Source organism: Flavobacteriales bacterium (assembly GCA_016716605.1).
In the GTDB taxonomy this organism is placed as follows: Bacteria; Bacteroidota; Bacteroidia; order Flavobacteriales_F; family PHOS-HE28; genus PHOS-HE28.
On sequence record JADJWA010000002.1, the window covers coordinates 202,280 to 223,350 of the forward strand.

At 62.4% G+C, this 21,071-nt stretch carries 20 protein-coding genes and 1 pseudogene; 11 read left to right on the top strand and 10 right to left on the bottom strand.

Features of this window, described 5'->3' with window-relative positions; genetic code table 11:
• Window positions 1–86: 86 nt before the first annotated feature.
• Both IPM12_15855 and IPM12_15860 read left to right on the top strand, forming a co-directional pair.
• A complete protein-coding gene (locus IPM12_15855; GenBank protein ID MBK9149281.1) occupies window positions 87–1,541 on the top strand; it encodes a GWxTD domain-containing protein in 1,455 nt (484 codons plus the stop codon).
• Window positions 1,542–1,575: 34 nt separating this feature from the next.
• Window positions 1,576–2,622: a glycosyltransferase family 2 protein gene (locus tag IPM12_15860; GenBank protein MBK9149282.1), complete on the top strand. Its 1,047-nt coding sequence runs from the start codon at window positions 1,576–1,578 to the stop codon at window positions 2,620–2,622.
• On the opposite strand, the gene aroQ is transcribed toward IPM12_15860, so the two are convergent.
• The gene (gene aroQ / locus IPM12_15865) at window positions 2,601–3,035 is read right to left on the bottom strand and encodes a type II 3-dehydroquinate dehydratase (GenBank protein ID MBK9149283.1); all 435 of its coding nucleotides are present in this window, start codon (window positions 3,033–3,035) and stop codon (window positions 2,601–2,603) included. The two genes, IPM12_15860 and aroQ, sit on opposite strands and share 22 nt — an antisense overlap.
• A 113-nt stretch (window positions 3,036–3,148) precedes the next feature.
• Between aroQ and IPM12_15870 the strand changes: the two genes are divergently transcribed.
• The 3 genes from IPM12_15870 to IPM12_15880 are packed head-to-tail and all read left to right on the top strand — an operon-like array spanning window position 3,149 to window position 5,877.
• On the top strand, window positions 3,149–4,054 hold the full coding sequence (locus IPM12_15870; GenBank protein MBK9149284.1) for a tyrosine recombinase XerD: 906 nt from the start codon (window positions 3,149–3,151) through the stop codon (window positions 4,052–4,054).
• 33 nt (window positions 4,055–4,087) lie between these two features.
• On the top strand, window positions 4,088–5,155 hold the full coding sequence (locus tag IPM12_15875; protein MBK9149285.1) for an acyloxyacyl hydrolase: 1,068 nt from the start codon (window positions 4,088–4,090) through the stop codon (window positions 5,153–5,155).
• The gene (locus tag IPM12_15880; GenBank protein ID MBK9149286.1) at window positions 5,146–5,877 is read left to right on the top strand and encodes a DUF2807 domain-containing protein; all 732 of its coding nucleotides are present in this window, start codon (window positions 5,146–5,148) and stop codon (window positions 5,875–5,877) included. Before IPM12_15875 ends, IPM12_15880 begins: the two co-directional genes overlap by 10 nt.
• Before the next feature lie 5 nt (window positions 5,878–5,882).
• Here the strand turns inward: IPM12_15880 and IPM12_15885 are convergent, their stop codons facing one another.
• Window positions 5,883–7,721, bottom strand: a complete 1,839-nt coding sequence (locus tag IPM12_15885; GenBank protein MBK9149287.1) for a T9SS type A sorting domain-containing protein — start codon at window positions 7,719–7,721, stop codon at window positions 5,883–5,885.
• Window positions 7,722–7,809: 88 nt separating this feature from the next.
• Window positions 7,810–8,721 (bottom strand): T9SS type A sorting domain-containing protein, encoded by a 912-nt coding sequence (locus tag IPM12_15890; protein MBK9149288.1) that lies wholly within the window; start codon window positions 8,719–8,721, stop codon window positions 7,810–7,812.
• A gap of 120 nt (window positions 8,722–8,841) precedes the next feature.
• Between IPM12_15890 and IPM12_15895 the strand changes: the two genes are divergently transcribed.
• Together IPM12_15895 and IPM12_15900 are read left to right on the top strand one after the other, a co-directional pair.
• Window positions 8,842–9,411, top strand: a complete 570-nt coding sequence (locus tag IPM12_15895) for a hypothetical protein (GenBank protein MBK9149289.1) — start codon at window positions 8,842–8,844, stop codon at window positions 9,409–9,411.
• 29 nt (window positions 9,412–9,440) lie between these two features.
• Window positions 9,441–10,025 carry a hypothetical protein gene (locus tag IPM12_15900; protein ID MBK9149290.1) on the top strand — a complete coding sequence of 195 codons (585 nt, stop codon included), beginning with the start codon at window positions 9,441–9,443 and terminating at the stop codon, window positions 10,023–10,025.
• A 34-nt stretch (window positions 10,026–10,059) separates the two neighbouring features.
• Here the strand turns inward: IPM12_15900 and IPM12_15905 are convergent, their stop codons facing one another.
• Window positions 10,060–11,301 (bottom strand): hypothetical protein, encoded by a 1,242-nt coding sequence (locus IPM12_15905; protein ID MBK9149291.1) that lies wholly within the window; start codon window positions 11,299–11,301, stop codon window positions 10,060–10,062.
• An 81-nt stretch (window positions 11,302–11,382) separates the two neighbouring features.
• Here IPM12_15905 and IPM12_15910 point away from each other — a divergent pair, with 81 nt between their 5' ends.
• A complete protein-coding gene (locus IPM12_15910) occupies window positions 11,383–11,553 on the top strand; it encodes a hypothetical protein (protein MBK9149292.1) in 171 nt (56 codons plus the stop codon).
• Here the strand turns inward: IPM12_15910 and IPM12_15915 are convergent.
• Window positions 11,550–11,759: a type II toxin-antitoxin system HicA family toxin gene (locus tag IPM12_15915; GenBank protein MBK9149293.1), complete on the bottom strand. Its 210-nt coding sequence runs from the start codon at window positions 11,757–11,759 to the stop codon at window positions 11,550–11,552. The genes IPM12_15910 and IPM12_15915 overlap by 4 nt on opposite strands.
• Window positions 11,759–11,983, bottom strand: coding sequence for a type II toxin-antitoxin system HicB family antitoxin (locus tag IPM12_15920; protein MBK9149294.1), 225 nt, complete (start codon window positions 11,981–11,983; stop codon window positions 11,759–11,761). The genes IPM12_15915 and IPM12_15920 overlap by 1 nt, the downstream gene beginning before the upstream one ends.
• 67 nt (window positions 11,984–12,050) lie before the next feature.
• Between IPM12_15920 and IPM12_15925 the strand changes: the two genes are divergently transcribed.
• The 3 genes and pseudogenes from IPM12_15925 to IPM12_15935 all read left to right on the top strand — a co-directional run bounded on the left by IPM12_15925 (window position 12,051) and on the right by IPM12_15935 (window position 16,969).
• Window positions 12,051–15,566 (top strand): methylmalonyl-CoA mutase family protein, encoded by a 3,516-nt coding sequence (locus IPM12_15925; protein MBK9149295.1) that lies wholly within the window; start codon window positions 12,051–12,053, stop codon window positions 15,564–15,566.
• The gene (locus IPM12_15930; protein ID MBK9149296.1) at window positions 15,566–16,483 is read left to right on the top strand and encodes a hypothetical protein; all 918 of its coding nucleotides are present in this window, start codon (window positions 15,566–15,568) and stop codon (window positions 16,481–16,483) included. The genes IPM12_15925 and IPM12_15930 overlap by 1 nt, the downstream gene beginning before the upstream one ends.
• Before the next feature lie 31 nt (window positions 16,484–16,514).
• Window positions 16,515–16,969, top strand: a pseudogene (locus tag IPM12_15935) (hypothetical protein).
• 55 nt (window positions 16,970–17,024) lie between these two features.
• On the opposite strand, the gene IPM12_15940 reads toward IPM12_15935, so the two are convergent.
• From IPM12_15940 to IPM12_15955, 4 genes are read right to left on the bottom strand one after another with little or no spacing between them, the layout of a single operon-like run.
• Window positions 17,025–17,396 (bottom strand): DUF3703 domain-containing protein, encoded by a 372-nt coding sequence (locus tag IPM12_15940; protein ID MBK9149297.1) that lies wholly within the window; start codon window positions 17,394–17,396, stop codon window positions 17,025–17,027.
• A complete protein-coding gene (locus IPM12_15945) occupies window positions 17,393–17,773 on the bottom strand; it encodes a heavy-metal-associated domain-containing protein (protein ID MBK9149298.1) in 381 nt (126 codons plus the stop codon). Before IPM12_15945 ends, IPM12_15940 begins: the two co-directional genes overlap by 4 nt.
• A 33-nt stretch (window positions 17,774–17,806) precedes the next feature.
• A complete protein-coding gene (gene cadA, locus IPM12_15950; protein ID MBK9149299.1) occupies window positions 17,807–19,687 on the bottom strand; it encodes a cadmium-translocating P-type ATPase in 1,881 nt (626 codons plus the stop codon).
• A 4-nt stretch (window positions 19,688–19,691) separates the two neighbouring features.
• Window positions 19,692–21,071 carry an efflux RND transporter periplasmic adaptor subunit gene (locus IPM12_15955; GenBank protein MBK9149300.1) on the bottom strand — a complete coding sequence of 460 codons (1,380 nt, stop codon included), beginning with the start codon at window positions 21,069–21,071 and terminating at the stop codon, window positions 19,692–19,694.

A 21,071-nucleotide genomic window follows, 5' to 3' on the forward strand; every position in this document is an offset into this window, starting at 1 on the left:
GCGTGCCGCTAGTGTGCAGGCAGCGGCGCGGGTCGCCAAGGCACCGGCAGCAGCCGGCCAAGCATGGGCGCTAGCTTTGGCACACCATGCGGAACCCCTGCGCACTCGCCTTCCTATTGCTCACGCCCACCATCACCGATGGCGCTGTCGGCATCGTGGTTGAATCCAAGGTTTACCACGTGCCCGGCGTGGGGCCACGCGTGGAGCTGAGCATGGCCTTCCTCGCGGGATCCATGGTGGCCACGCGCAATGCCGAAGGCTTCATGCAGGCAAGGATAGAGGCCCTCACGCTGATCGAGCAGGCCGGCGCCATCAAGGCATTCGCCAAGACCGAGGTGCTCGGCCCTGAGCGGCTCGATTCGCTGCAGACCGACCTGATCCATCAGGAATCCTTCGACCTTGCGCCGGGAGCGTATGAGCTGGTGATCGAGCTGCGCGATCTGAACAGCAGCGACACCACCGTGACGCATTACCGCGCGCCGCTCGCTGTTGGCGCCTTGCCTGACGGTGTGAGCCTGAGCGAGATCATGCTGGCGGAGCGGATAGAAACGGCCACTGCCGCACGGCCGCGCGCATCCGGTTTCTGGCCGGTCCCCTTGCTGAGCGACTACCTGCCCACGAGCATCGGGGAGGTCGGGCTCTACGCTGAGGTCTACGGCACAGATGCGGCATTCGGCGCCGACAGCCTGTTCCTGCTCAACGTGCAGATCGAGGATTTCGAGCACAAGCGCGTGCAAGGAGCCTTCAAGCGGAGCATCCGTGCGAAAGCCGCCCCCGTGGTGCCGGTGGCGGTGCAGTTGCCCATCGGTGAGCTGCCCAGCGGCAACTACCTGGCGGTGATCGAGGCGCGCGACAGGAGCGGAGCGCTGCTGGCCCGCAAGGAGGCCTTCTTCCAGCGGAGCAACACGGCGCAGCGCCGGTACGACCTGGAATCACTGGCCGCGCTCGACCTCAGCAACACCTTCGCGGGCGCGATGACCGATCGGGACTCGCTGGCGGAGCACATCAGCAGCATGCACCCGATCGCCGAGCCGCTGGAGCGCAAGGTGATCGACGACCGGTGGAAGGACCGGGACATCGACCTGATGCGGCGCTTCTTCTACAGCTTCTGGATGAACCGCAATCCCGCCGACCCGGAAGCCGCATGGAACGCTTACCGCGCCGAAGTGATCAAGGTGAATAAGCTCTTCGGCTGCCGGGTGATGCGCGGCTACCAGACCGGCCGCGGCTACGTGTACCTGCGCTACGGGCCGCCCAACACCATGATGGACCGATTCAACGAGATGGGCACCCCGCCCTACACCATCTGGCACTACTACCGCGCCGGCCAGTTCACCAACCGCCGCTTCGTCTTCTACCAGCCGGACCTGGCCAGCAATTGCTTCGAGCTGCTGCACAGCGAGGTGCCGGGCGAGATCCAGAACCCGCAATGGCTGCGCGTGCTGCACGGGCGCAACAATCCGCCTGGCGATGTGCAGCAGCGCGACCTGAACACCATCGAGGGCGACCGCGTGCGGGAATTCTTCCAGATGCCGCGCTAGCGCTCAGGCCGATGCGCGCCACCTTTGCCGTTCCATGAACCGGACGGCCGTCGTGATCCTGAACTTCAACGGCAAGCATTGGCTGCAGCGCTTCCTGTCTGGCGTGGTGGAGCACAGCCCAGGGGCTGAGGTGGTGGTGGCCGACAACGGCAGCACCGATGATTCCGTCGCGTGGCTGCAGGCCGCGCACCCCGCAGTGCGCTGCGTGCGGCTGGTGAGGAACCTCGGCTTCGCAGGTGGATACAATGCCGCCCTCGAGCAGGTCGATGCCGAACGTTTCGTGCTGCTCAACAGCGATGTGGAAGTGATGCCGGGCTGGCTCGATCGGCTCAACGCGTACATGGATGCCCACCCGCGCATGGCGGCTTGCCAGCCCAAGGTGCTCGCCCACGCGGCACCGCAGCATTTCGAGCATGCCGGCGCAGCGGGCGGCTGCATCGACCGCAACGGATACCCCTTCTGCCGCGGCCGCATCTTCGAGCTCACGGAGCAGGATAACGGACAGTACGACGATGACCGCCCGGTGTTCTGGGCAACGGGCGCATGCCTCATGATCCGCAGCGATGCATTCCGCGAAGCGGGCGGCTTTGATGCCGCGCTCTTCGCGCACATGGAGGAGATCGACCTGTGCTGGCGGTTGCGCCGCATGGGCTGGAGCATCGGTTACACCAGTGCGGCTCGGGTGCTGCACGTGGGCGGCGGATCGCTCGGCTATGGCAGCACCTTCAAGACCTACCTCAACTTCCGCAACAGCCTCATCGTGCTCACCAAGAACCTGAAGTCGCGAGCGCTGGGCCTGCGGATCCTTCGGCGCCTGGTGCTCGACGGCTTCGCTTCGCTGAAGTTCCTGCTCGAAGGCCACCCCGGCCACGCATGGCAGGTGATGCGCGCGCACTGGTCATACTTCTCCGCTCTGCCTCGCGTGCTGCGCCAGCGCCGGGAGCTGATGCGCACCGAGCGCGACCCCGACCTCACGGGCCTTTACCTGCGCAGCATCGCTTACGACCGTTTCATCATCGGATGGCGCCGCTTCGACCAGCTCGATGCCGCTGCCTTCGTTCAGGGGCGCTCCAGCAAGTGAAGCACCGCCAAGCGGTAGCCATCGAGGCCCAGGCCCATGATGCTGCCCGCGCACACCGCTCCCACGAGCGATTCGTGCCGGAAAGGCTCGCGCGCCAGCAAGTTGCTTATGTGCACCTCCACCACCGGCACGCGCACGGCGGCCACCGCATCACGGATGGCCACCGAGGTGTGGGAGTAACCGCCGGCGTTCAGGACCACGCCAGCATGAACCCCATCGGCCTGCTGGATGGCGCTCACCAGCTCACCCTCCAGGTTGGTCTGCAGGTGATCGATCCTGCACCCTTGCATCCCTTCGCGCAGCTCCACCAAATACTCCTCGAAGGAGCGGCCGCCGTAAACCGAAGGCTCGCGCGAGCCGAGCAGGTTGAGGTTGGGTCCGTTCAGGATGAGGATGCGTGGCGTGGCGCTCATGCGGGCGAAGTTCGCTATCACCGACCGAGCGCGGAAGGATCCACATCGCCGCGTTGGCATTGCGTACCTGAGCGCACGGCTTACCCGGCCCAAGCCGCTCCACCTTCGCACGCATGGATTGGGACAAGGCGCTACGCGGATTCCGCATGCACCTGAAGCTGGAGCGCTCGTTGAGCGACCGCACGCTCTCGGCATACCTCACCGACCTGGGCAAACTGCGCGCCCATGCGGAGGGGCAGGCGCCACCCATCGCACCGGACGCCTTCGCCCTCGACGACCTGCAGGCATTCATCTCGACGATTGCAAAGGGCGGTGCAGCAGCTACCAGTCAGGCGCGGCTGCTCAGCGCGGTGCGCATGTTCCACCGCTATCTGCGCAAGGAGAAAGCGATCACGGATGACCCCAGCACGCTGCTCAGCAGCCCGCGCCTCGGCCGCAAGCTGCCCGTGTTCCTCACGCTCGACGAGGTCGATGCCATCTGCGACGCCATCGACCTGAGCAAACCGATGGCCCACCGCGACCGCGCCATGGTAGAGACGCTCTACGGCTGCGGCCTGCGCGTGAGCGAGCTCTGCGGCTTGCGGATCTCGCGCATCAGCGCGGCGGAAGGATTCGTGCGCGTGGTGGGCAAGGGCGACAAGGAGCGATTGGTCCCCATCGGCGCGGAGGCGCTGCACTGGATCGGACTCTACCAGACTCATGAGCGCGGCCATCTCCCGGTGAAGAAAGGCGCGGAGGACATCCTCTTCCTGAACCGGCGCGGAAGCGGCATCTCGCGCATGTGGGTCTTCAAGCTGGTGCGCGCGCTCGCGGTGAAGGCCGGCGTGCGCAAAGCCATCGGCCCGCACACCTTCCGCCACTCCTTCGCCACGCATTTGGTCGAGGGCGGCGCCGACCTGCGCGCCGTGCAGGAGATGCTGGGCCACGCCAGCATCACCACCACGGAGATCTACACGCACCTCGACCGCGAATACCTGCGGGCGAGCATCCTGCAATTCCATCCGCGAGGGCGTGCGTGAGGCGGCTGGCATGCCGGATAACTTCCCCGCCGAATGCGACCGGCTCTACTCCCAATTCTGATCCTTGCGGCCACTGCCTGCGCCCAGCAGCCGTGGAGCATCGGAGCGCGGGGTCACTACGGCTTCCTCTGGGCGCACCGGCCGGCGAGTTGGATCCTGGTGGAAGGTCATGCTGGTGCAGGCGAAGTGTTCATCGAACGCCGCGTTGAGGGCGATCGGGAATGGCATCGGACCTACGGGCTTCCGCGCTACGGCGTGCTCGCGATCCACACGCGCATGGCTAATCCGCAGCGGATCGGCGATGCCATGAGCCTGATGCCCTATCTCACCTTCCCGCTGATGCACGGCGAGCGCTTGAGCTTGGGCCTGCGCGTGGGCTGGGGCGTTGGCTACGTGAGCAAACCATTCGACCGGCGCGAGAACACGCGGCAGATCGCCATCGGCTCGCGGATCAATGGCGCCATGCAACTGATGCCCGAATTGCGGTACGAGGCCCAGCGCATCGCTGTGCAACTGGGCCTCAGCATCGATCATTGGAGCAACGGCAGCGCGAAGCAGCCGAACCTCGGGCTCAACTTCCTGAGCCTATCGCTCGGTGCATCGTACGCATTAGGGCAGGCGCCCCCGCAGCGCAGCGCGCCGGAGCGCATCGGCTTCGAACGTGAGCGCCGCGAGTACCACGTGGTTGCTGCCTTCGGCGTGAGCGAGAGCGGCCGTCCGCTCAATGGCCAGTACAGCGTGTACGCGCTGAGCGCTGATGCGAGCTGGCGCGTGGGCGGCAAGGGCGCGCTGGGCGGCGGCATCGACTTGTTCAACAAAGGCGACCTGGCCACGGTGCTGCCCGGGCTAGAAGGGAAGAGCCGGGCGGCGCTCACGCAAGCCGGTGCGCATGCGGGCGGCTCCCTGTTGCTGGGGCGCGGGGAATTGCTCTTCCAATTCGGCGGCTATCTATACAGCCCTGCTCCCGACGATGCTCCGGTCTATCAACGAACCGGCATGCGTTACCGCTTGGGCAAGCGCCTGCTCGCCAGTGTCTGCCTCAAGACCCATTTCGCCACCGCCGACCATTGGGAGTTCGGCATCGGATACCGATGGAACTGAAGCCTCTTCTCCCCTGCTTGCTCATCGTGCTCGCCGGCTGCCAGCGCGAGCAATGGGACGATTGCGTGACCAGCACCGGCTCCAATCAAGTGGAAGAGCGCGCTGTCCCTGCATTCAGTTCCGTCGAGATCGAGGACCGCGTCGATCTGGTGTTCGAGGCGCGCGCAACGGGGAGCGTGGCGGTGGAAGGCGGCGCCAACCTCATTGGGCAGGTGGTCACCGATGTGAAGGACGGAACCCTGAGCATCCGCAACGACATGCGCTGCCGATGGGTCCGCAGCTTCAAGCCGCGCATCACGGTTCATGTACCGGCTGAGGGCATCTGCCGTATCACCCTGCGCGGCACAGGCGACATCAGCTGCGCCGACACGCTGCGCTGCGACTACCTCCTAGTGGAGCAATGGGGCGCGGAAGGCAGCGTGGACCTTAAGGTTGATGTTGACCGTCTCGATATCGCATTGCACACCGGCGCTGGCGATGCGCTGATCACAGGCGCGTGCAACGAAGCGAACCTCTACAGCGGTATCATGGCGCCCATCGATGCGAGCGGACTTCGCGCAAGCACTGTCCGCGTGAACAACAGCAGCGTGGCGGACATCCGTTGCTGGGCGGTGAACGAGCTGGAGGCGCAGGTGCGCAGCGCGGGCGACGTGTTCTATAAAGGCGATCCCGCCAGCGTTCAGAGCGTGATCACGGGAAGCGGGCGCTTGATCCCGGAGTAGAAGGCTCAGTCGCGCACCCAGGTGCCACGCGCAGCGGCCTCGCCATTCCGCGCGAGCACGCGGTAGCCGTACACACCAGAGGGAAGCGCACTGGCATCGAATTCCATGCGCGCATCCGAGATGAGCCGCTGCAACACCAGGCGCCCGGTCGCATCGCGCAATTCGAAGAGGCCACCTGCCTCAGCGCCATTCAGCAGCACCTGCACCATGGCTGAGCCCGGGTTCGGCACCAGGTGCACCGTGCTGGCGAGGGGCACGATGTGCACGACACGGGTGCCGGAGTAAGCAGCCGCCCCATCCTCATCGACCTGATGCAAACGGTAATAATTCACGCCTTGCAAGGGATGCTCATCGACGAGCCGATAGTCAATCGCCTGTGCGCTGCTCCCAGCAGCCTGCACATGCCCGATGGACTCGAAGGACTGGCCATCGCTTGAACGCTCAACGCTGAAGTATGCCGTGCCCGATTCGCTCGCCGTGCGCCATTCCAGGTTCACGCCTGTACCGTCGCGGTGCGCATCGAAGTTCAGCAAGTCAACCGGCAGGATGGTGCAATCGAGCGACGCGCCGTTCTGCAGGATCCAATCCAGGCTGAAGCCTGTGCTGCTCTGGCTCCAGTTGCTGATGTACATGAGGTACACCTGACCGATCACGACCTGCATGCCGGGCACCCAGCCGCAACGCTGCGGAGCGACCAGCGGGCAGGCATCGAAGGTGGCGGGTATCCCATAGGAAACCGCCGTGCTCGCGAATTGCGGGGGCGAGAAAGTGGCATGGCCCATGCCGGTGGAATAGCTGCCGGTACTCGCGAATGTGGCCGGACCGCTCGAGGCGGCGCATCGGATTGGCGGTCCGCTGGGCGGGCAAAGGTTGCCGGGGTTGGAGCCTGGCGGGTATGGCCCCCACACCGCCCAATCATAATCATCCGGACCGAGCGGATTGATGGAGAAGCCGAGGTTGCCGGAGGCGCTGGGCGAGAACACGTACCAAGTGCCCTGGAACTCGGTCACGTCGAGGCAGCCGGAGTTGATTGGGTTGATGTCGGCCACATTGCCGGTGTTGGTGGTGTTGTTGCCGATGGACACGTTGCTGCAGATGGTCATGGCGCCGAGGCAATCCTCTTGCGGTGGCGGCGGCGGCACGCAGGTCACCGTGCCGGCGTAAGTGGTTCCCGCTGCCGGCGGGGTGCCGGAATTGAACAGCGTGGAGCCGCCGAGCGTGAGGATGTACGAGTTGTCCGTTTGCCAGGCGCCCGACGCGTTGTAGGTGAGCACCACCGTGCCGCCGATGTTCACGCCGAACTGCACGGAGACGGAAGGCGATCCGAATGGAACCGTGTAGTACTGGAAGGGCCCTCCGTTGATGCTCACGCCCACATTCGATGTGCCCCAGCCATCGCTGAAGCTGTCGAAGAGCGTGAGCGTGTACACGCAATCGCCAGCGGGCGGCGTTGCGCAGGTGATGGCCAGCGGCGCGCAGGTGGCGTTGGTGGCGCAGTTGTACAGGTCGATCAGCACACGGAGCTGCCCGGTGAAGCCCGCTGTCCAGGTCACCGTGGATTGCAGTCCGCAGAAATCGTCGTTGTAGCCGAGCGAGCCGCCACCGGCGTTGTTGTAAAGGGTGATCTGCGTATCGAAGGAGGCGCCGCAGGTGCTGAAGGTGTACGTGTTGCCCGTCACCACATTGATCAGCGCGTACTGGCCGCCCTGCACGCAGGGCACATTGGTGGTGCCCGGGCAGGTGGGCGTCACGGCCGCGCCCGTGAGCACATTGTTGTTAGGGCACTGCGCGATGGCAGCGGCAGCGAAAAGCAGGAAGAGAAGGGAAGCGGCGAATCTCACCATGGCCCGTTGGATTAGCGTTGGTGAATGTAGGGGAACCAATGAAGCAGCGTTCCAAAGGCCTCCTCGCTTTTCAACGCCAAGTGGCCGATCACTCCTTCACCCAGCGCAAGCTCGTGCGTGCGCCATCGGCTCCTTCAACCCTGATCAGGTAAGCGCCTGAAGGGAGCTGCGTGGTACCGATGGTGGTCATGCCTGCGACATGGGTTCGCATAGCCACCACTTGGCCCAAGGCATCGAGGACCTCGACCCGGTGAGGCGATGAAGGCAGGGTGAGCGTGATTTGCTCGCGGCCCGGGTTGGGCGCAACAGCAACCAACTGGACGCTCGCTGTGGTTGCTGCGCCAAGAGTGAAGTCGCATTCGGTGCCAGGAGCAGTCCATGGCCCAAAAAACGTCAGGTCGGCATCCCAGTAGCACATTAACATCTCTCCTACATCTATTATAATCCCGCAGTATGCGTAGGGAACGAAATTGGATGTGAACCCGACCCGTTCGTAATAGAAGGCGTTGCCAGCGATGATCTCCCCATTCGGACCGAGCATACCGTAGGCCCAACGGCGCAAAGACACTCCATTCACGACTACATGGCTCGTATCCAAGACCTGGTACTGGCCGAAAGGCTCCAGCCCAGCGCAGGCTTGACCGTAGCCTGGCGGGTACCATCGATCGCCCGGAACGGCATCGAAACGCAGCAACGTGTCCCAAGCCACACCATTCGGGCTCCATGCCGGCACCATGAGCACATTACTCAGCAGCGAAGTGTACTGGACCTGATCGATCCAGACGGTATCCTGCAATAGCAAGTCCACCCTCATCCCCGTCGTACGGATACGTTGGGCATTCTGACCGAGCACTATCGTATCCCCTTCGTACACGCGATGGCGATAGCCGGTGAAGCCGATGGACAACTCTTCAAAATTCCACGTCGCCCCCGGCGGGCACCAGTTCTGGGCTGTAACAAGCAAGGGCATCGCGAACAGGAAGAGGATGGTTATCCGCATGGCAGAACGAATGTATGCGCTGGACGATAAGATCATCAACCCGCTGCCTCGCGACCAACGGCAATTCGATTCCATGGACGGTGGCAGTATTCAAGACGTACTCCGCACATTCGCCCTTCCATGAACAAGGCCGTACGGAACAAAGCGAAGGAGCTCTTAGGCTTCGGCATGCCCAAGCAGGCGGTGTTCGATACGCTGGTGCTGGAGCACCCCGAGGCCAAACCGAAGAAGATCGCCGAGCTGCTGCGCTACATGCCCACGCAATGGGCACGGGAGAAATTCCGCAACGCGCACTGGGCACTCCTGGGCATCATCGCCCTATCGGCCGGGCTGCGCGTGCTCCGCTCATTGCTGGAGAAGGACATCCAGTTCGATCAGGCCACGGCCTACTTGAGCCTGGTCCCCATTGCCACCTTGCTCGTTGGGTGGAGCCTCTTTCGCTGGCAAGGGCAAGTGTTCGAGTGGGTGGGCTGGGGGAACCTGCTCAGCGCCACCACCCTCTTGAACGCGCTGAGCGCCGCAGCCAGGGGCGAAGGGGATGCATGGACGATCGCGCTGAGCGCCCTCTCGGTGTGCATCGGTGCGCTGTCGCTCTACCTGGCTCGGAGCGCATTCGCGAAGCCGAAGGAGGAGAAGGATCCGCTTGGCGGGCCGGTGCGGCACGTGTTCCCTGTGGAAGAACTGAGCTAGCCGCCTACATTTCCCGCGCCTTCCCATCCATGCTGCGCACGCTAGCCTTCGGGCTGTTCCTCATTTCATTCCAAAGCGCCGCGCAGGATGGCGTCTTCCACATCTTCCACAACAACAAGATGCTCGGCACCATCGACGTGCTGCGCGTGGCCAAAGGGGACAGCGTGACCTATTCGATGATCTCCCGCTCGGACTTCACTTTCCTGTGGAAGCGGCAGGTGCACACGGTGGCGCGCACGATGCATGTTGATGGGCGCGTGACCAACTGCCTCACCACCGTGCACGAAAGCGGCGCGCTCCGTGACAGCAGCGCGCTCCGGTGCATCGGCGGACGCGGGCTCTATGTGGTGCATCCTGAAAAAGTGTACAGCGCCGACCTCCCGAAGAATCCATGGACAACGGCGCGCATGTATTACGATGAGCCCGTGGGGCAGGACAGCATCTTCGTGGAGAGCGAGCTCTTCGAGTGCCCCTTGGAGCGCATCGCCCCGGGCGAGTACATCCTGAAGCTGCCGAACAAGGAGAAGAACCACTACGTCTATCGCGACGGCATCCTGCAGGAGATCCGCGTGGACCGCGGCTGGTTGGGATTGGTATTCAGAAGGGCGGGTTAGGCGATTCCAGCTTGGACTTCCTCGGATTCGGTCATCAGGGCAGCAGCATGCCCCAATAGCCGAGCGCGCAAAGCCCCGCCAGGAGGAGGGCACCAATGGGCAGCATCGTGCGCCGCGGTGCATTGCCCTTGCATTGAACCCAGAGCGAAGCAGAACCGAACAGCGTAAGGAGCAACGGGGCCCAAGCCAGCGCTTGATGCACGGAACCCAGCCCGAAGTAGTACACCCCTTCCTGCATCAGCAGCACGCCGATCAAGGCAATGAGCACAACGCAGGTAAGACCGGATAGCAGCGGAGCGATCACCGACCTGCTGTGGCGCCCGAGCGATCGGGATGCGACGCGCACGATGAATCGCACAAGGTTCACCGCGCCGAGGACCATCGCCCACGCGGCCAGCCCGAGCATCGCCCACCACAGCCACCGCTGGTGGAAGGGCGTGAGGTAGCTCTTCAGTCGATCGTATTCCGGACGCGCACCGAAGAGCGAGGCCATATCCACCGTGCGGTCGCCCTTCGCGAGTTCCTCCTTCAGATAGAAGGTGACGCACTGGCTGAAATCGTGGTAGAAGTAGAGGTGCGCTTTGGCCTCTTGCGGATCGAACAACACGCTGAACAAGGTGCCTTCGCCCTTCTTCGGCCGGCATACGGTCATGGTGGAGAGCACGTTCTCGGCTTCCTCGAACGACGCACCCATGCCACTCAGCAGTAGTTCGCGGCCCCTCTGTAAGCGTGGAATGGGGATCGTGGCGGGATCGCTGCATGTCCCCATGCGCCAATTGCTCACCGTATAGGCCGGGTCATGGCCCAGGATCATGGTATCGTTCTCTACGATGAGGTAGCCGCCATGACGGTCCGCGAAGAAGAGCATGGAGCGGGTAAGCCAGCTTAGGTCGTACGTGCGCATCCGATTGGCAACCTCCTGCACCGAGGCGCAGGTGCGCATCAGCATCGGCATCAGGTCGTCGAACCGCACCTGTGGAAGGCCCGGAACGGGGGTCACCTGGTGTGGTTGGATGGTCAGTCCATCGAACACCAGCCCGGCTTCGTTCATGCCCAACTGGGGACCCTGTTGCCGCAGGGGATGGCCGTTGAAGTGGTCGAAATAGATGGCGCCGTAGTCGCCACGGCGGCCCGGCTCGAAACGCACCTGTGCATTGATGCTCCACGCATCCTCGTTGCAGCCGATGAAGGTGCGGCCATCGGCGGTCACCTTGAAGCTGGTGCAGGCAGGTGCGCTGAACGGCAGCAGCGCGAAGGGAAGAAGCGTGAGCCGCATGATGAGATCAATGCTGCGCTGGGCTAACGTAACGCGCGGCGGGATGAGTTCGGGTCCACCCTCTCCAGATTCCTTAGCCTCATGTCCTTCGTCCGAGCCCCACCCTACGTCCCAAAGCACAAGATCCGCGTCGTCACCGCCGTCAGTCTCTTCGACGGCCACGATGCCGCCATCAACATCATGCGGCGCATCATCCAGAGCACCGGCGCCGAGGTGATTCACTTGGGGCACAGCCGTGGCGTGGAAGCCTAGGCGAATACCGAACGGTCCAAACCGCTTTGGCGGATGATCGACATCAAAGTGCCGATGCGGATCTCCTTATGGTCCGGCACAGGCACCGTGATAGTGGAGCCGGGAACCTGTTTTTGCATGATGATGTGACTGCCGCGCTGCCGCACCTGCTCGAATCCGTGCGCTCGAAGGATGGCGCAGACCTCGCGCCCGCTCAGCGTGCGCATCACACCGCCACTTTCACGCGGGTCACCAGCACTTCATCGTGAAGCCGCTCGCGCACCTCGCTGGGTGAGGCGGTCTCGAAGAACAGCTCGAGGGCCTCGATCAAGTTAGCTCGCGCCTCTTCCACGGTATCGCCTTGGCTGGCCACGTCCAACTCCGGGCATAGCGACACATAGCCGTTGCCCTCACGTTCGATGATGGCGGTGAGCTCGCGGGTGGTTTTCATGTAGTCAAATGTAGTCCTTATGATGAGTAACCTCAAACCGAGGCATCCAGGTCAATAGCTTCGCACCATGTCCTTCGTCCAAGCTCCTCCCTACACCCCCAAGAACAAGATCCGCGTCGTTACCGCCGCCTCGTTGTTCGATGGCCACGATGCCGCGATCAACATCATGCGGCGGATCATCCAGAGCACCGGTGCTGAGGTGATCCACCTGGGGCACGACCGCAGCGTGGAGGATGTGGTGAACACCGCGATCCAGGAGGATGCCCACGCCATCGCCATGACCAGCTACCAGGGCGGGCATAACGAGTACTTCAAGTACATGTTCGACCTGCTGAAGGAGAAGGGCGCGGGGCACATCAAGATCTTCGGCGGCGGCGGCGGCACCATACTGCCCAGCGAGATCGAGGAGCTGCACGATTACGGCATCACGCGCATCTACCACCCGGATGACGGCCGCGCGATGGGCCTGCAGGGCATGATCAACGACCTGCTGGAGAAGGCCGACTTCGACCTGAGCGACAAGGTGAACGGCGAGGCCAAGAAGCTGAGCCCGCAGAACTGGCCGGCCATCGCCAAGCTGATCAGCACCGCCGAGAACCACCCCGAAGTGTTCGGCAAGATCGCCGACGAGATCCACAAGAAGGCCGAAGCGAGCAAGGCCCCGATCCTCGGCATCACGGGCACGGGCGGCGCGGGCAAGAGCAGCATGGTGGACGAGCTGATCCGCCGCTTCATCCTGGATTCCGGGTCAAGCCCGGAAGGACAGCAGCGGACGATCGGCGTGATCAGCGTGGACCCGAGCAAGCGCAAGACCGGCGGTGCGCTGCTGGGCGACCGCATCCGCATGAACAGCATCCGCGGCGAGCGCGTGTACATGCGCAGCCTCGCCACGCGCCAGAGCAACCTCGCGCTGAGCAAGCACGTGAAGGAGGCCGTGAGCATCCTGAAGGCCGCGGGCTTCGACCTGATCATCCTGGAGACCAGCGGCATCGGCCAGAGCGATACCGAGATCCTGGACCACAGCGACGTCTCGCTCTACATCATGACGCCGGAGTTCGGCGCGGCCACGCAGCTGGAGAAGATCGACATGCTCGACTTCGCCGACGTGGTGGCCATCAACAAGTTCGACAAGCGCGGCGCCCTCGATGCCCTGCGCGACGTGAAGAAGCAGTACAAGCGCAACCACCAGCTGTGGGACGCCAACGACGATGACCTGCCCGTGGTGGGCACCATCGCCAGCCAGTTCAACGATCCCGGCACCAACACGCTGTACGCGCGGCTCATGAAGAAGATCGCCGAGAAGACGGGCGTCGACTTCCAGAGCACCTTCCACGCCCACGACGAGATGAGCGAGAAGGTGTGGATCATCCCCCCCGCCAAGAGCCGTTACCTGAGCGAGATCAGCGAGAACAACCGCCGCTACGATGCCCACGTGCGCAAGCAGGCGGAGATCGCGGACAAGCTTTACGGGCTGTACAGTGCGGTGTTGACCTTCGGTGGTCCTGACCTGCTCGAAGCTTCAAGCCTCAAGACTCAAGCTTCAAGCTCGACCCCGAACAAGCTTGAGGCTAGTGGCTTGCAGCTTGAAGCCCTCATTTCGAAGTTCGAGTCCATCAAGAAGGACCTCGACCCCCACCTCTGGTCCATGCTCCAGAACTGGAAGGCCGAGGAGGCGAAGTACAGCGGCGAGTTCTACATCTACCAGGTGCGCGGCAAGGAGATCAAGGTGCCCAACCACACCGAGAGCCTCAGTCACCTGAAGATCCCGAAGGTGGCGCTGCCGAAGTTCAAGAGCTGGGGCGACAAGGTGCGCTGGGCCATGCAGGAGAACACGCCGGGCTTCTTCCCCTACACCGCGGGCATCTACCCCTTCAAGCGCCAGGGCGAGGACCCCGCGCGGATGTTCGCCGGCGAAGGCGGTCCGGAGCGCACGAACAAGCGCTTCCACTACGTGAGCCAGGGTATGCCGGCCAAGCGCCTCAGCACCGCTTTCGACAGCGTCACGCTCTACGGCCACGACCCCGGTCGTCGTCCGGACATCTACGGCAAGGTGGGCAACAGCGGCGTGAGCATCTGCTGCCTCGATGATGCCAAGAAGCTCTACAGCGGCTTCGACCTCACCGCGCCCAACACCAGCGTGAGCATGACCATCAACGGTCCCGCGCCCATGCTGCTCGGCTTCTTCATGAACGCCGCGATCGACCAGAACTGCGAGAAGTATATCCGCGCCAATGGTCTCGTTGAGGAAGTGGAAAAGCGGATACGAGAGAGATGGGAGGCTGCGGGCCATGGGCCACGGGCTGCGGGCTCGACCGCGGATAAGCCCGAAGCCCGAGGCCCGAAGCCCACGGCCCCGCGTTACCATGGCGACATCCCCCAAGGCAACGACGGTCTGGGTCTGCTCCTGCTCGGTATCACTGGCGACCAGGTGCTCCCGGCCGACGTCTACGCCAAGATCAAAGCCGACACCCTCGCCCAGGTCCGCGGCACCGTGCAGGCCGACATCCTCAAAGAGGACCAGGCGCAGAACACCTGCATCTTCAGCACCGAGTTCGCGCTGCGTTTGATGGGCGACGTTCAGCAGTACTTCATCGACCAAAAGGTCCGCAACTTCTACAGCGTCAGCATCAGCGGCTACCACATCGCGGAGGCCGGCGCCAACCCCATTTCGCAGCTCGCGTTCACGCTGGCCAACGGCTTCACCTACGTGGAGTACTACCTCAGCCGGGGCATGGACATCAACGCCTTCGCGCCCAACCTGAGCTTCTTCTTCAGCAACGGGATGGACCCCGAGTACGCCGTGATGGGCCGCGTGGCGCGTCGCCTCTGGGCCAAGGCGCTCAAGCACCGCTACGGCGCCGACGAGCGCAGCCAGATGCTCAAGTACCACATCCAGACCAGCGGCCGCAGCCTGCACGCGCAGGAGATCGACTTCAACGACATCCGCACCACGTTGCAGGCGCTGTACGCCATCTACGACAACTGCAACAGCCTGCACACCAACGCCTACGACGAGGCCATCACCACGCCCACCGAGGAAAGCGTGCGCCGCGCCATGGCCATCCAGCTCATCATCAACCGCGAGCTCGGCCTGGCCAAGAACGAGAACCCGTTGCAGGGCAGCTTCATCATCGAAGAATTGACGGATCTCGTCGAGGAAGCGGTGTTGACGGAGTTCGATCGGATCACGGAACGTGGTGGGGTCTTGGGTGCGATGGAAACGATGTACCAGCGCAGCCGCATCCAGGAGGAAAGCTTGTACTACGAGACCTTGAAGCACACGGGTGAGTATCCCATCATCGGGGTGAATACCTTCCTGTCGAGCAAAGGATCACCGACGATCTTGCCGAAAGAGGTCATCAGAGCTACGGAAGAGGAGAAAGAAGCCCAGATAGCGACCGTCGAGAATCTCCGAACTGCTTATGCGGATGAGGCGGCCAAAGCCATCAAAGACCTCCAGCAAGCTGCGATCAAGAATGAGAACATGTTCGAAGTGTTGATGGAAGCCACCAAGTACTGTAGTCTCGGTCAACTCACTGCGGCCATGTTCGAAGTCGGCGGACAGTACAGAAGGAATATGTGATGAGTTACGGTATCGGACCACAATACAGCGGGGATGACGGACTCGATAAGTCCGAATTCCTGAAGAAGGCGCGCCTTCATCAATCAAGATTCCGTGCAGAGCGGTTGAAATTGCCACACGGATGGAGTAAGACGAAGAACTACGGCAACTTCCTAACGCCATGCGACGCGGATGCAGGATGCAACTTCTATCCCGAGTTAGGCATCTTGGAAGCCGCTAGGAAGCGTTATCCGATAACGAGCGAGAAGGTCTATGGGAACATGCTTCGGAGCGAGCACATTCCGTTGAACATGCTCTGGCCCCTGAACTTGGACGATAAGTATCGCCTGCAGGTTTTCTCAGACTTGCTTGGAGAACCCTTGAGCACTGTCGATCCGATTCGCATCGAGTTTGCGCCGTCGCCACGTTCAGAGTATTTGAATGATGGTACATCTTTCGATGCATATACCGAAAGCACTGATAAGGAAGGTCGGCGGGGGCTTATCGGGATTGAGGTGAAGTACACCGAACGCGCCTACAAATTGAAGCATGGCTCCACGGAAGAGCGAACTGTGAATGACCGAGCCTCTATTTACTTCAAGGTCATGGCTGCCTGTGGGATATTCAAGCCGGGATGCGAAACACAGGTGATCACAGACGATTACCGGCAGATCTGGCGGAACCACCTACTCGCGGAGAGCATTCTGCTCAAGCATCCTGAGCGATTTGCCCACGCTACCTCGCTCACCTTGTTCCCGAAAGGCAATAAGCAAATGGACGACGCTTGCACAGGCTACAAGTCCTTCCTAGCCGCACCGGACGGCAGGTTCATGACGCTTACTTATGAACGATTTCTTGATATCTGCCAGGAGCATTCGCCATCACCCGATTTCGATAAGTGGCTAACGTATTTGCAAGAGCGGTACATCGTAGTGTGATCAAAGCAAGGGAACGCGCGAGGGCAGCTTCATCATCGAGGAGCTCACCGACCTGGTGGAAGAGGCCGTGCTCAGCGAGTTCGACCGCATCACCGAGCGCGGCGGCGTGCTGGGCGCCATGGAGACCATGTACCAGCGCTCAAGGATCCAGGAAGAGAGCTTGTACTACGAGACCCTGAAGCACACGGGTGAGTATCCGATCATTGGGGTGAACACGTTCTTGTCGAGCAAAGGATCGCCGACCGTTCTCCCGAAGGAAGTGATCCGTGCTACGGAAGAGGAGAAGGAAGCGCAGATCCGCACCGTGGAGAACGTGCAGAAGGCTTATGAGGCTGAAGGGAAAGCCGCACTCGGAAGCTTCAAGAGGCTGCGATCAAGAACGAGAACATGTTTGCGGTCTTGATGGAAGCGACCAAGTATTGCAGCCTGGGTCAGTTAACTGCTGCAATGTTTGAGGTGGGGGGGCAGTATCGGCGGAATATGTGACCCGCGAAGGGCACGATACTCCATTCACTCTCGGACACGGTGATCGCACTATCGATCACACGGCAAAGGTGTCATTGAGTATCGCTGCTAGGTCGTCTGGTAACGCCAGCGGCTTCAGCGCCGGCACATTCGCTCCGCCCGTATTCCCGATCGGCACCGTGCCCGCGAAGCTCTTCACCCCACCGAAGACCAGACGCGGCAACTGTCCGATGATCTCGCGCATGTTCTTGGTACGGAACCCGAACTTCAGCATGCGCCAATGCACCGCGTTGTGCTCCAAGGGCCAACGCTGGCCGAGAATATGGGCCCGCTCGAGATGGTGCCATTCGAGTTGCAGATCGCCGAGCGTGCGAGCCTCTTCGCTCTTGCGCAACTCTGCTCCGTAGTATGGCCGCACCTGCGTCGGCATGGCCCAATGAAGCTTCATTGCTTCACCGGCAACTTGCCGCAGCCTTCATTCTGGCAGCATTGGGGCAACTTGGCAAATGCTGAGGCATTACCCGGTGTACCATCAGCGGAGTACCCCAGCTTGGTGAGTGCTGCACGCAATTTGTCCGCGTCGGTCTTGCGCGGATCGTAGGTCACGCTCACGGCAGCGGTGCTGAGGTCCACATCCACCTTCTTCACGCCCTTGGTATAGACGAGTTCGGTCTCGATGGTCTTCTCGCACATATCGCAGATGCCAGTGCTCTGGATGGCGATGGTGGCGGTCTTCTTGCCTTTGGCGGGCGGGGAAACTGCACCGGTTTGTGCAGATAGGCCCAGTGTGCAAAAGGCAAAGAGCAGGGTGGTCAGCTGTTTCATGTTCGTAGCCACGCAAGTTATGTTCCAGAACCCTCACCGCATTCTGCTCGCGTTCAGGATCGCCAGCAGCGCTACGCCCACATCGGCGAAGACGGCTTCCCATAGCGTGGCCAAACCGCCCGCACCCAGCACCAGCACAATAGCCTTCACCCCGAAAGCGAGCACGATGTTCTGTGTGACCACCCGCTTGGTGGCCTTGCCGATGCGGATGGCCTCAGCGATGCTGCTCGGCTTGTCGTTCTGCAAGACCACATCGGCCGTCTCGATCGCCACATCGCTGCCAAGGCCGCCCATGGCGATGCCCACATCGCTGAGCGCGAGCACCGGCGCATCATTGATGCCGTCGCCCACGAAGGCCACCACGGCCACAGGGTTCTTCTTCACCTCCCGCATCCTTGCCACCTTGTCCTCGGGCAGCAGGTCGCCGAAGGCCTTGTGGATGCCCAGCTTGGCCGCGACGCGCTGCGTAATGGCCGTCTTGTCGCCGCTGAGCATCACGATCTCGCGCACACCCGATGCACGCAGTTCGTTCACCGCCTGCTGTGCGTCCGCTTTCACCTTGTCGGCCACGGTGAGGTAGCCCGCGTAGCTGCCGCCGATCGCACACACCACGATGGTATCCTCGACCACATCCACGTCCGCCGGGTAGGGCACGTTGAACTTCTTCAAGAGGCGCGCATTGCCCACCAGCACCTCCTTGCCCTGCACCGTACCGCGCATACCGTGGCCGCTGATCTCCTCCACGTTCGTGGCCTCGCCCATGGCATCGCCTTGCGGATGTTCCAACACGGCCTTTGCGATGGGGTGCGTGCTGTGCGCTTCCATGGCCTTCACCACGCCGAGCAGTTGCTCCGCGCTGGTACTTTCCGCAGGCTTCACCTCCTGAACAGCGAACACGCCCTCGGTAAGCGTGCCGGTCTTGTCCATCACCACGGTATTCACCTTGGTGAGCACATCGAGGTAGTTGCCGCCCTTCAGCAGGATGCCCTTGCGGCTTGCTGCGCCGATGCCACCGAAATAGCCCAGCGGGATGCTGATGACCAGTGCGCAAGGGCAGGAGATCACCAAGAAGATGAGTGCGCGGTACAACCAGTCGTTGAAGACGTAGGGCTGTATCATTACCATCGGCACCAGCACGATGCCCAACGCCAGCGCCACCACGATCGGCGTGTAGATGCGTGCGAAGCGGCGGATGAAGAGCTCCGTTGGTGCCTTGCTCTTGGCGGCGTTCTGCACCAGATCCAGTATGCGTGCGAGGCTGCTTTCGCCGAAGGGTTTGGTGACTTCCATGTCCACCACCTTGTCCGCAGCGATCATGCCCGCAAGCACCGGCGCATCGTTCACGATGGTGCGCGGCACGCTTTCGCCCGTGAGGGCCGCGGTATCGAAGGCCGCTTTTTCACTCAGGAGTTTTCCGTCCAACGGCACGCGATCGCCCACGCGAATGCGGAGGATGTCACCGACCTTCACCTCAGCAGCGGGCGTTTCCACCGGGACGCCGTCGCGCAGCACGTTCGCGGTATCCGGACGTACATCCAGCAAGGCCTGGATATTGCGCTTGGCCCTGTCCACCGCAGCATCCTGAAAGAGTTCGCCCACGGCGTAGAACAGCATCACCGCCACGCCTTCGGGGTACTCCTTGATGTAGAAGGCGCCGATAGTGGCCACACTCATCAGGAAGAACTCGCTGAAGACCGCGCCCTTCGCGATGGCACGTACCGCATTCACCAGCACCGGCAAGCCTACCGGCAGGTACGCGGCCAAGTACCAGGCGAAACGCCACCGGGCCTGTTGCCAGAGCTGCGGTGCCAGCTGGTCGATGGCGATGCCGCTGAGTAGCAGGATGAACGAAACAATGGCGGGTAGGTAGGTCCGCCACGTGGAACGAACAGCAAGGGCGTGATGGGTGCTCATGATCTTAATGCTCGTGTCCTTCACTCGTGTTCATCATCGCGATCAGGTAGTAGGCGCCACCGGTCACCACTTCGGCGTCCGGGTCCACCGGTTGCAGGAAGGTGACCGCTGTGTACGCGCCATCGGTCGTTCCACGCTTCACTTCGATGCGCTGGAAGCTCATGCTGTCGGCCACGGCCTCGTGTGCATGTTCCGCGCCGTGGTCATGTTCGTGCTCGTCTCCTTTGGCATGCGCGTCCTTGTTCTCCGTTGCGCGATCGTGTGCTTCCCCTTCGGTGTGCTTGTGCGCCGGTTCCTCCTTGTGCGCGGGCTCTTCATCATGCCCATGCCCATGCTCCTCTTCTCCTTCGGTCCTGATGAACACGTAGTCCTTGCCCTCCATATTCACGATGGCCTCGGTGAGCACGGCGGTGGTGGTGGCGTGGCCTACGCTGATGCGCCCGGTAACGCCCATGCCGTCGATGAGGCCCACTTTGTCGCCGGTGATCTCCGCGTGCACCGGGATCGTCTTCGTCTCGCGTTCGAAAGCGCTGCCGATGGCGAAGACCACGGCCGTGTAGTTCTTGCCCGGCAGGTTGGTAAGGCTGAGGTCGATTGTCTGGCCCACCTTCACGGAGGCGATGTCCTGTTCGTAGAGGAAGAGGTCCACGTGGAGCTTGCTGTTGTTCACCACGCGGAACATGGTGGCATCGTTGCTCACCTTGCTTCCCACGTTCACCGCGATGTGCGCCACGGTGCCATCGATGGGGCTTACGATGCCCGCGGCTGAGCGCAGTGCATTGGCAGTGAGCTTCTCGGGGTCGATGTTGATCAGGCGCAACTGCTCGGCATGGGCGTTCACGCTGGCCCGCAAGGAGGCGTGTTCCGCCGTGACCTGTTGCAGGGTCTTCTGCGCGCTCACGTTGGCGCGGGCCAGTTCGGTCTGGCGTTCCAATTCCGTTTCGGCGTACACCAGTCGTGCTTTCGCATCGAGGTAGTCGCGTTGCAGTTGGATGATCGAAGGGTCGGTGACCGTAGCGAGCACCTGCCCCTTGTTCACATGGTCGCCTTCCTGCACCAGCACTTCGCGCACGGTGCCGCCCATGGCCACGGTGATGTCGGCCACGTTCTGCGGCGGCACTTTCAAAAAGCCAACGGCCTTGAGGGCGGTGGTGAGGTCCTTCATCTCCACCTTGCCAAGCTTGCCCTCGATGGCGGCGAATTGTTGCGGCGAAACGGTGACGGTGCTCCCACCGCCGTGGCCCTCCTCTTCGCCGTGGCCATGGCCTTCCTCTTCGCCAGAGGCCGCTCCACCGCCACAGGCGGCCAGTGCGACGGTGAGCAGGAGCAAAAAGAGCGTATTCGGAATGCGCTGAAGAGCGCTGCTGATCGGTTGCGTTTTCAT

What these genes read in the sequence shown, in the direction of transcription:
- IPM12_15855 (MBK9149281.1), top strand. Translation starts at nt 87, where the DNA reads ATGCGGAACCCCTGCGCACTCGCCTTCCTATTGCTCACGCCCACCATC.
- IPM12_15860 (MBK9149282.1), top strand. Translation starts at nt 1,576, where the DNA reads ATGAACCGGACGGCCGTCGTGATCCTGAACTTCAACGGCAAGCATTGG.
- aroQ (MBK9149283.1), bottom strand. Translation starts at nt 3,035, where the DNA reads ATGAGCGCCACGCCACGCATCCTCATCCTGAACGGACCCAACCTCAAC.
- IPM12_15870 (MBK9149284.1), top strand. Translation starts at nt 3,149, where the DNA reads ATGGATTGGGACAAGGCGCTACGCGGATTCCGCATGCACCTGAAGCTG.
- IPM12_15875 (MBK9149285.1), top strand. Translation starts at nt 4,088, where the DNA reads ATGCGACCGGCTCTACTCCCAATTCTGATCCTTGCGGCCACTGCCTGC.
- IPM12_15880 (MBK9149286.1), top strand. Translation starts at nt 5,146, where the DNA reads ATGGAACTGAAGCCTCTTCTCCCCTGCTTGCTCATCGTGCTCGCCGGC.
- IPM12_15885 (MBK9149287.1), bottom strand. Translation starts at nt 7,721, where the DNA reads ATGGTGAGATTCGCCGCTTCCCTTCTCTTCCTGCTTTTCGCTGCCGCT.
- IPM12_15890 (MBK9149288.1), bottom strand. Translation starts at nt 8,721, where the DNA reads ATGCGGATAACCATCCTCTTCCTGTTCGCGATGCCCTTGCTTGTTACA.
- IPM12_15895 (MBK9149289.1), top strand. Translation starts at nt 8,842, where the DNA reads ATGAACAAGGCCGTACGGAACAAAGCGAAGGAGCTCTTAGGCTTCGGC.
- IPM12_15900 (MBK9149290.1), top strand. Translation starts at nt 9,441, where the DNA reads ATGCTGCGCACGCTAGCCTTCGGGCTGTTCCTCATTTCATTCCAAAGC.
- IPM12_15905 (MBK9149291.1), bottom strand. Translation starts at nt 11,301, where the DNA reads ATGCGGCTCACGCTTCTTCCCTTCGCGCTGCTGCCGTTCAGCGCACCT.
- IPM12_15910 (MBK9149292.1), top strand. Translation starts at nt 11,383, where the DNA reads ATGTCCTTCGTCCGAGCCCCACCCTACGTCCCAAAGCACAAGATCCGC.
- IPM12_15915 (MBK9149293.1), bottom strand. Translation starts at nt 11,759, where the DNA reads ATGCGCACGCTGAGCGGGCGCGAGGTCTGCGCCATCCTTCGAGCGCAC.
- IPM12_15920 (MBK9149294.1), bottom strand. Translation starts at nt 11,983, where the DNA reads ATGAAAACCACCCGCGAGCTCACCGCCATCATCGAACGTGAGGGCAAC.
- IPM12_15925 (MBK9149295.1), top strand. Translation starts at nt 12,051, where the DNA reads ATGTCCTTCGTCCAAGCTCCTCCCTACACCCCCAAGAACAAGATCCGC.
- IPM12_15930 (MBK9149296.1), top strand. Translation starts at nt 15,566, where the DNA reads ATGAGTTACGGTATCGGACCACAATACAGCGGGGATGACGGACTCGAT.
- IPM12_15940 (MBK9149297.1), bottom strand. Translation starts at nt 17,396, where the DNA reads ATGAAGCTTCATTGGGCCATGCCGACGCAGGTGCGGCCATACTACGGA.
- IPM12_15945 (MBK9149298.1), bottom strand. Translation starts at nt 17,773, where the DNA reads ATGAAACAGCTGACCACCCTGCTCTTTGCCTTTTGCACACTGGGCCTA.
- cadA (MBK9149299.1), bottom strand. Translation starts at nt 19,687, where the DNA reads ATGAGCACCCATCACGCCCTTGCTGTTCGTTCCACGTGGCGGACCTAC.
- IPM12_15955 (MBK9149300.1), bottom strand. Translation starts at nt 21,071, where the DNA reads ATGAAAACGCAACCGATCAGCAGCGCTCTTCAGCGCATTCCGAATACG.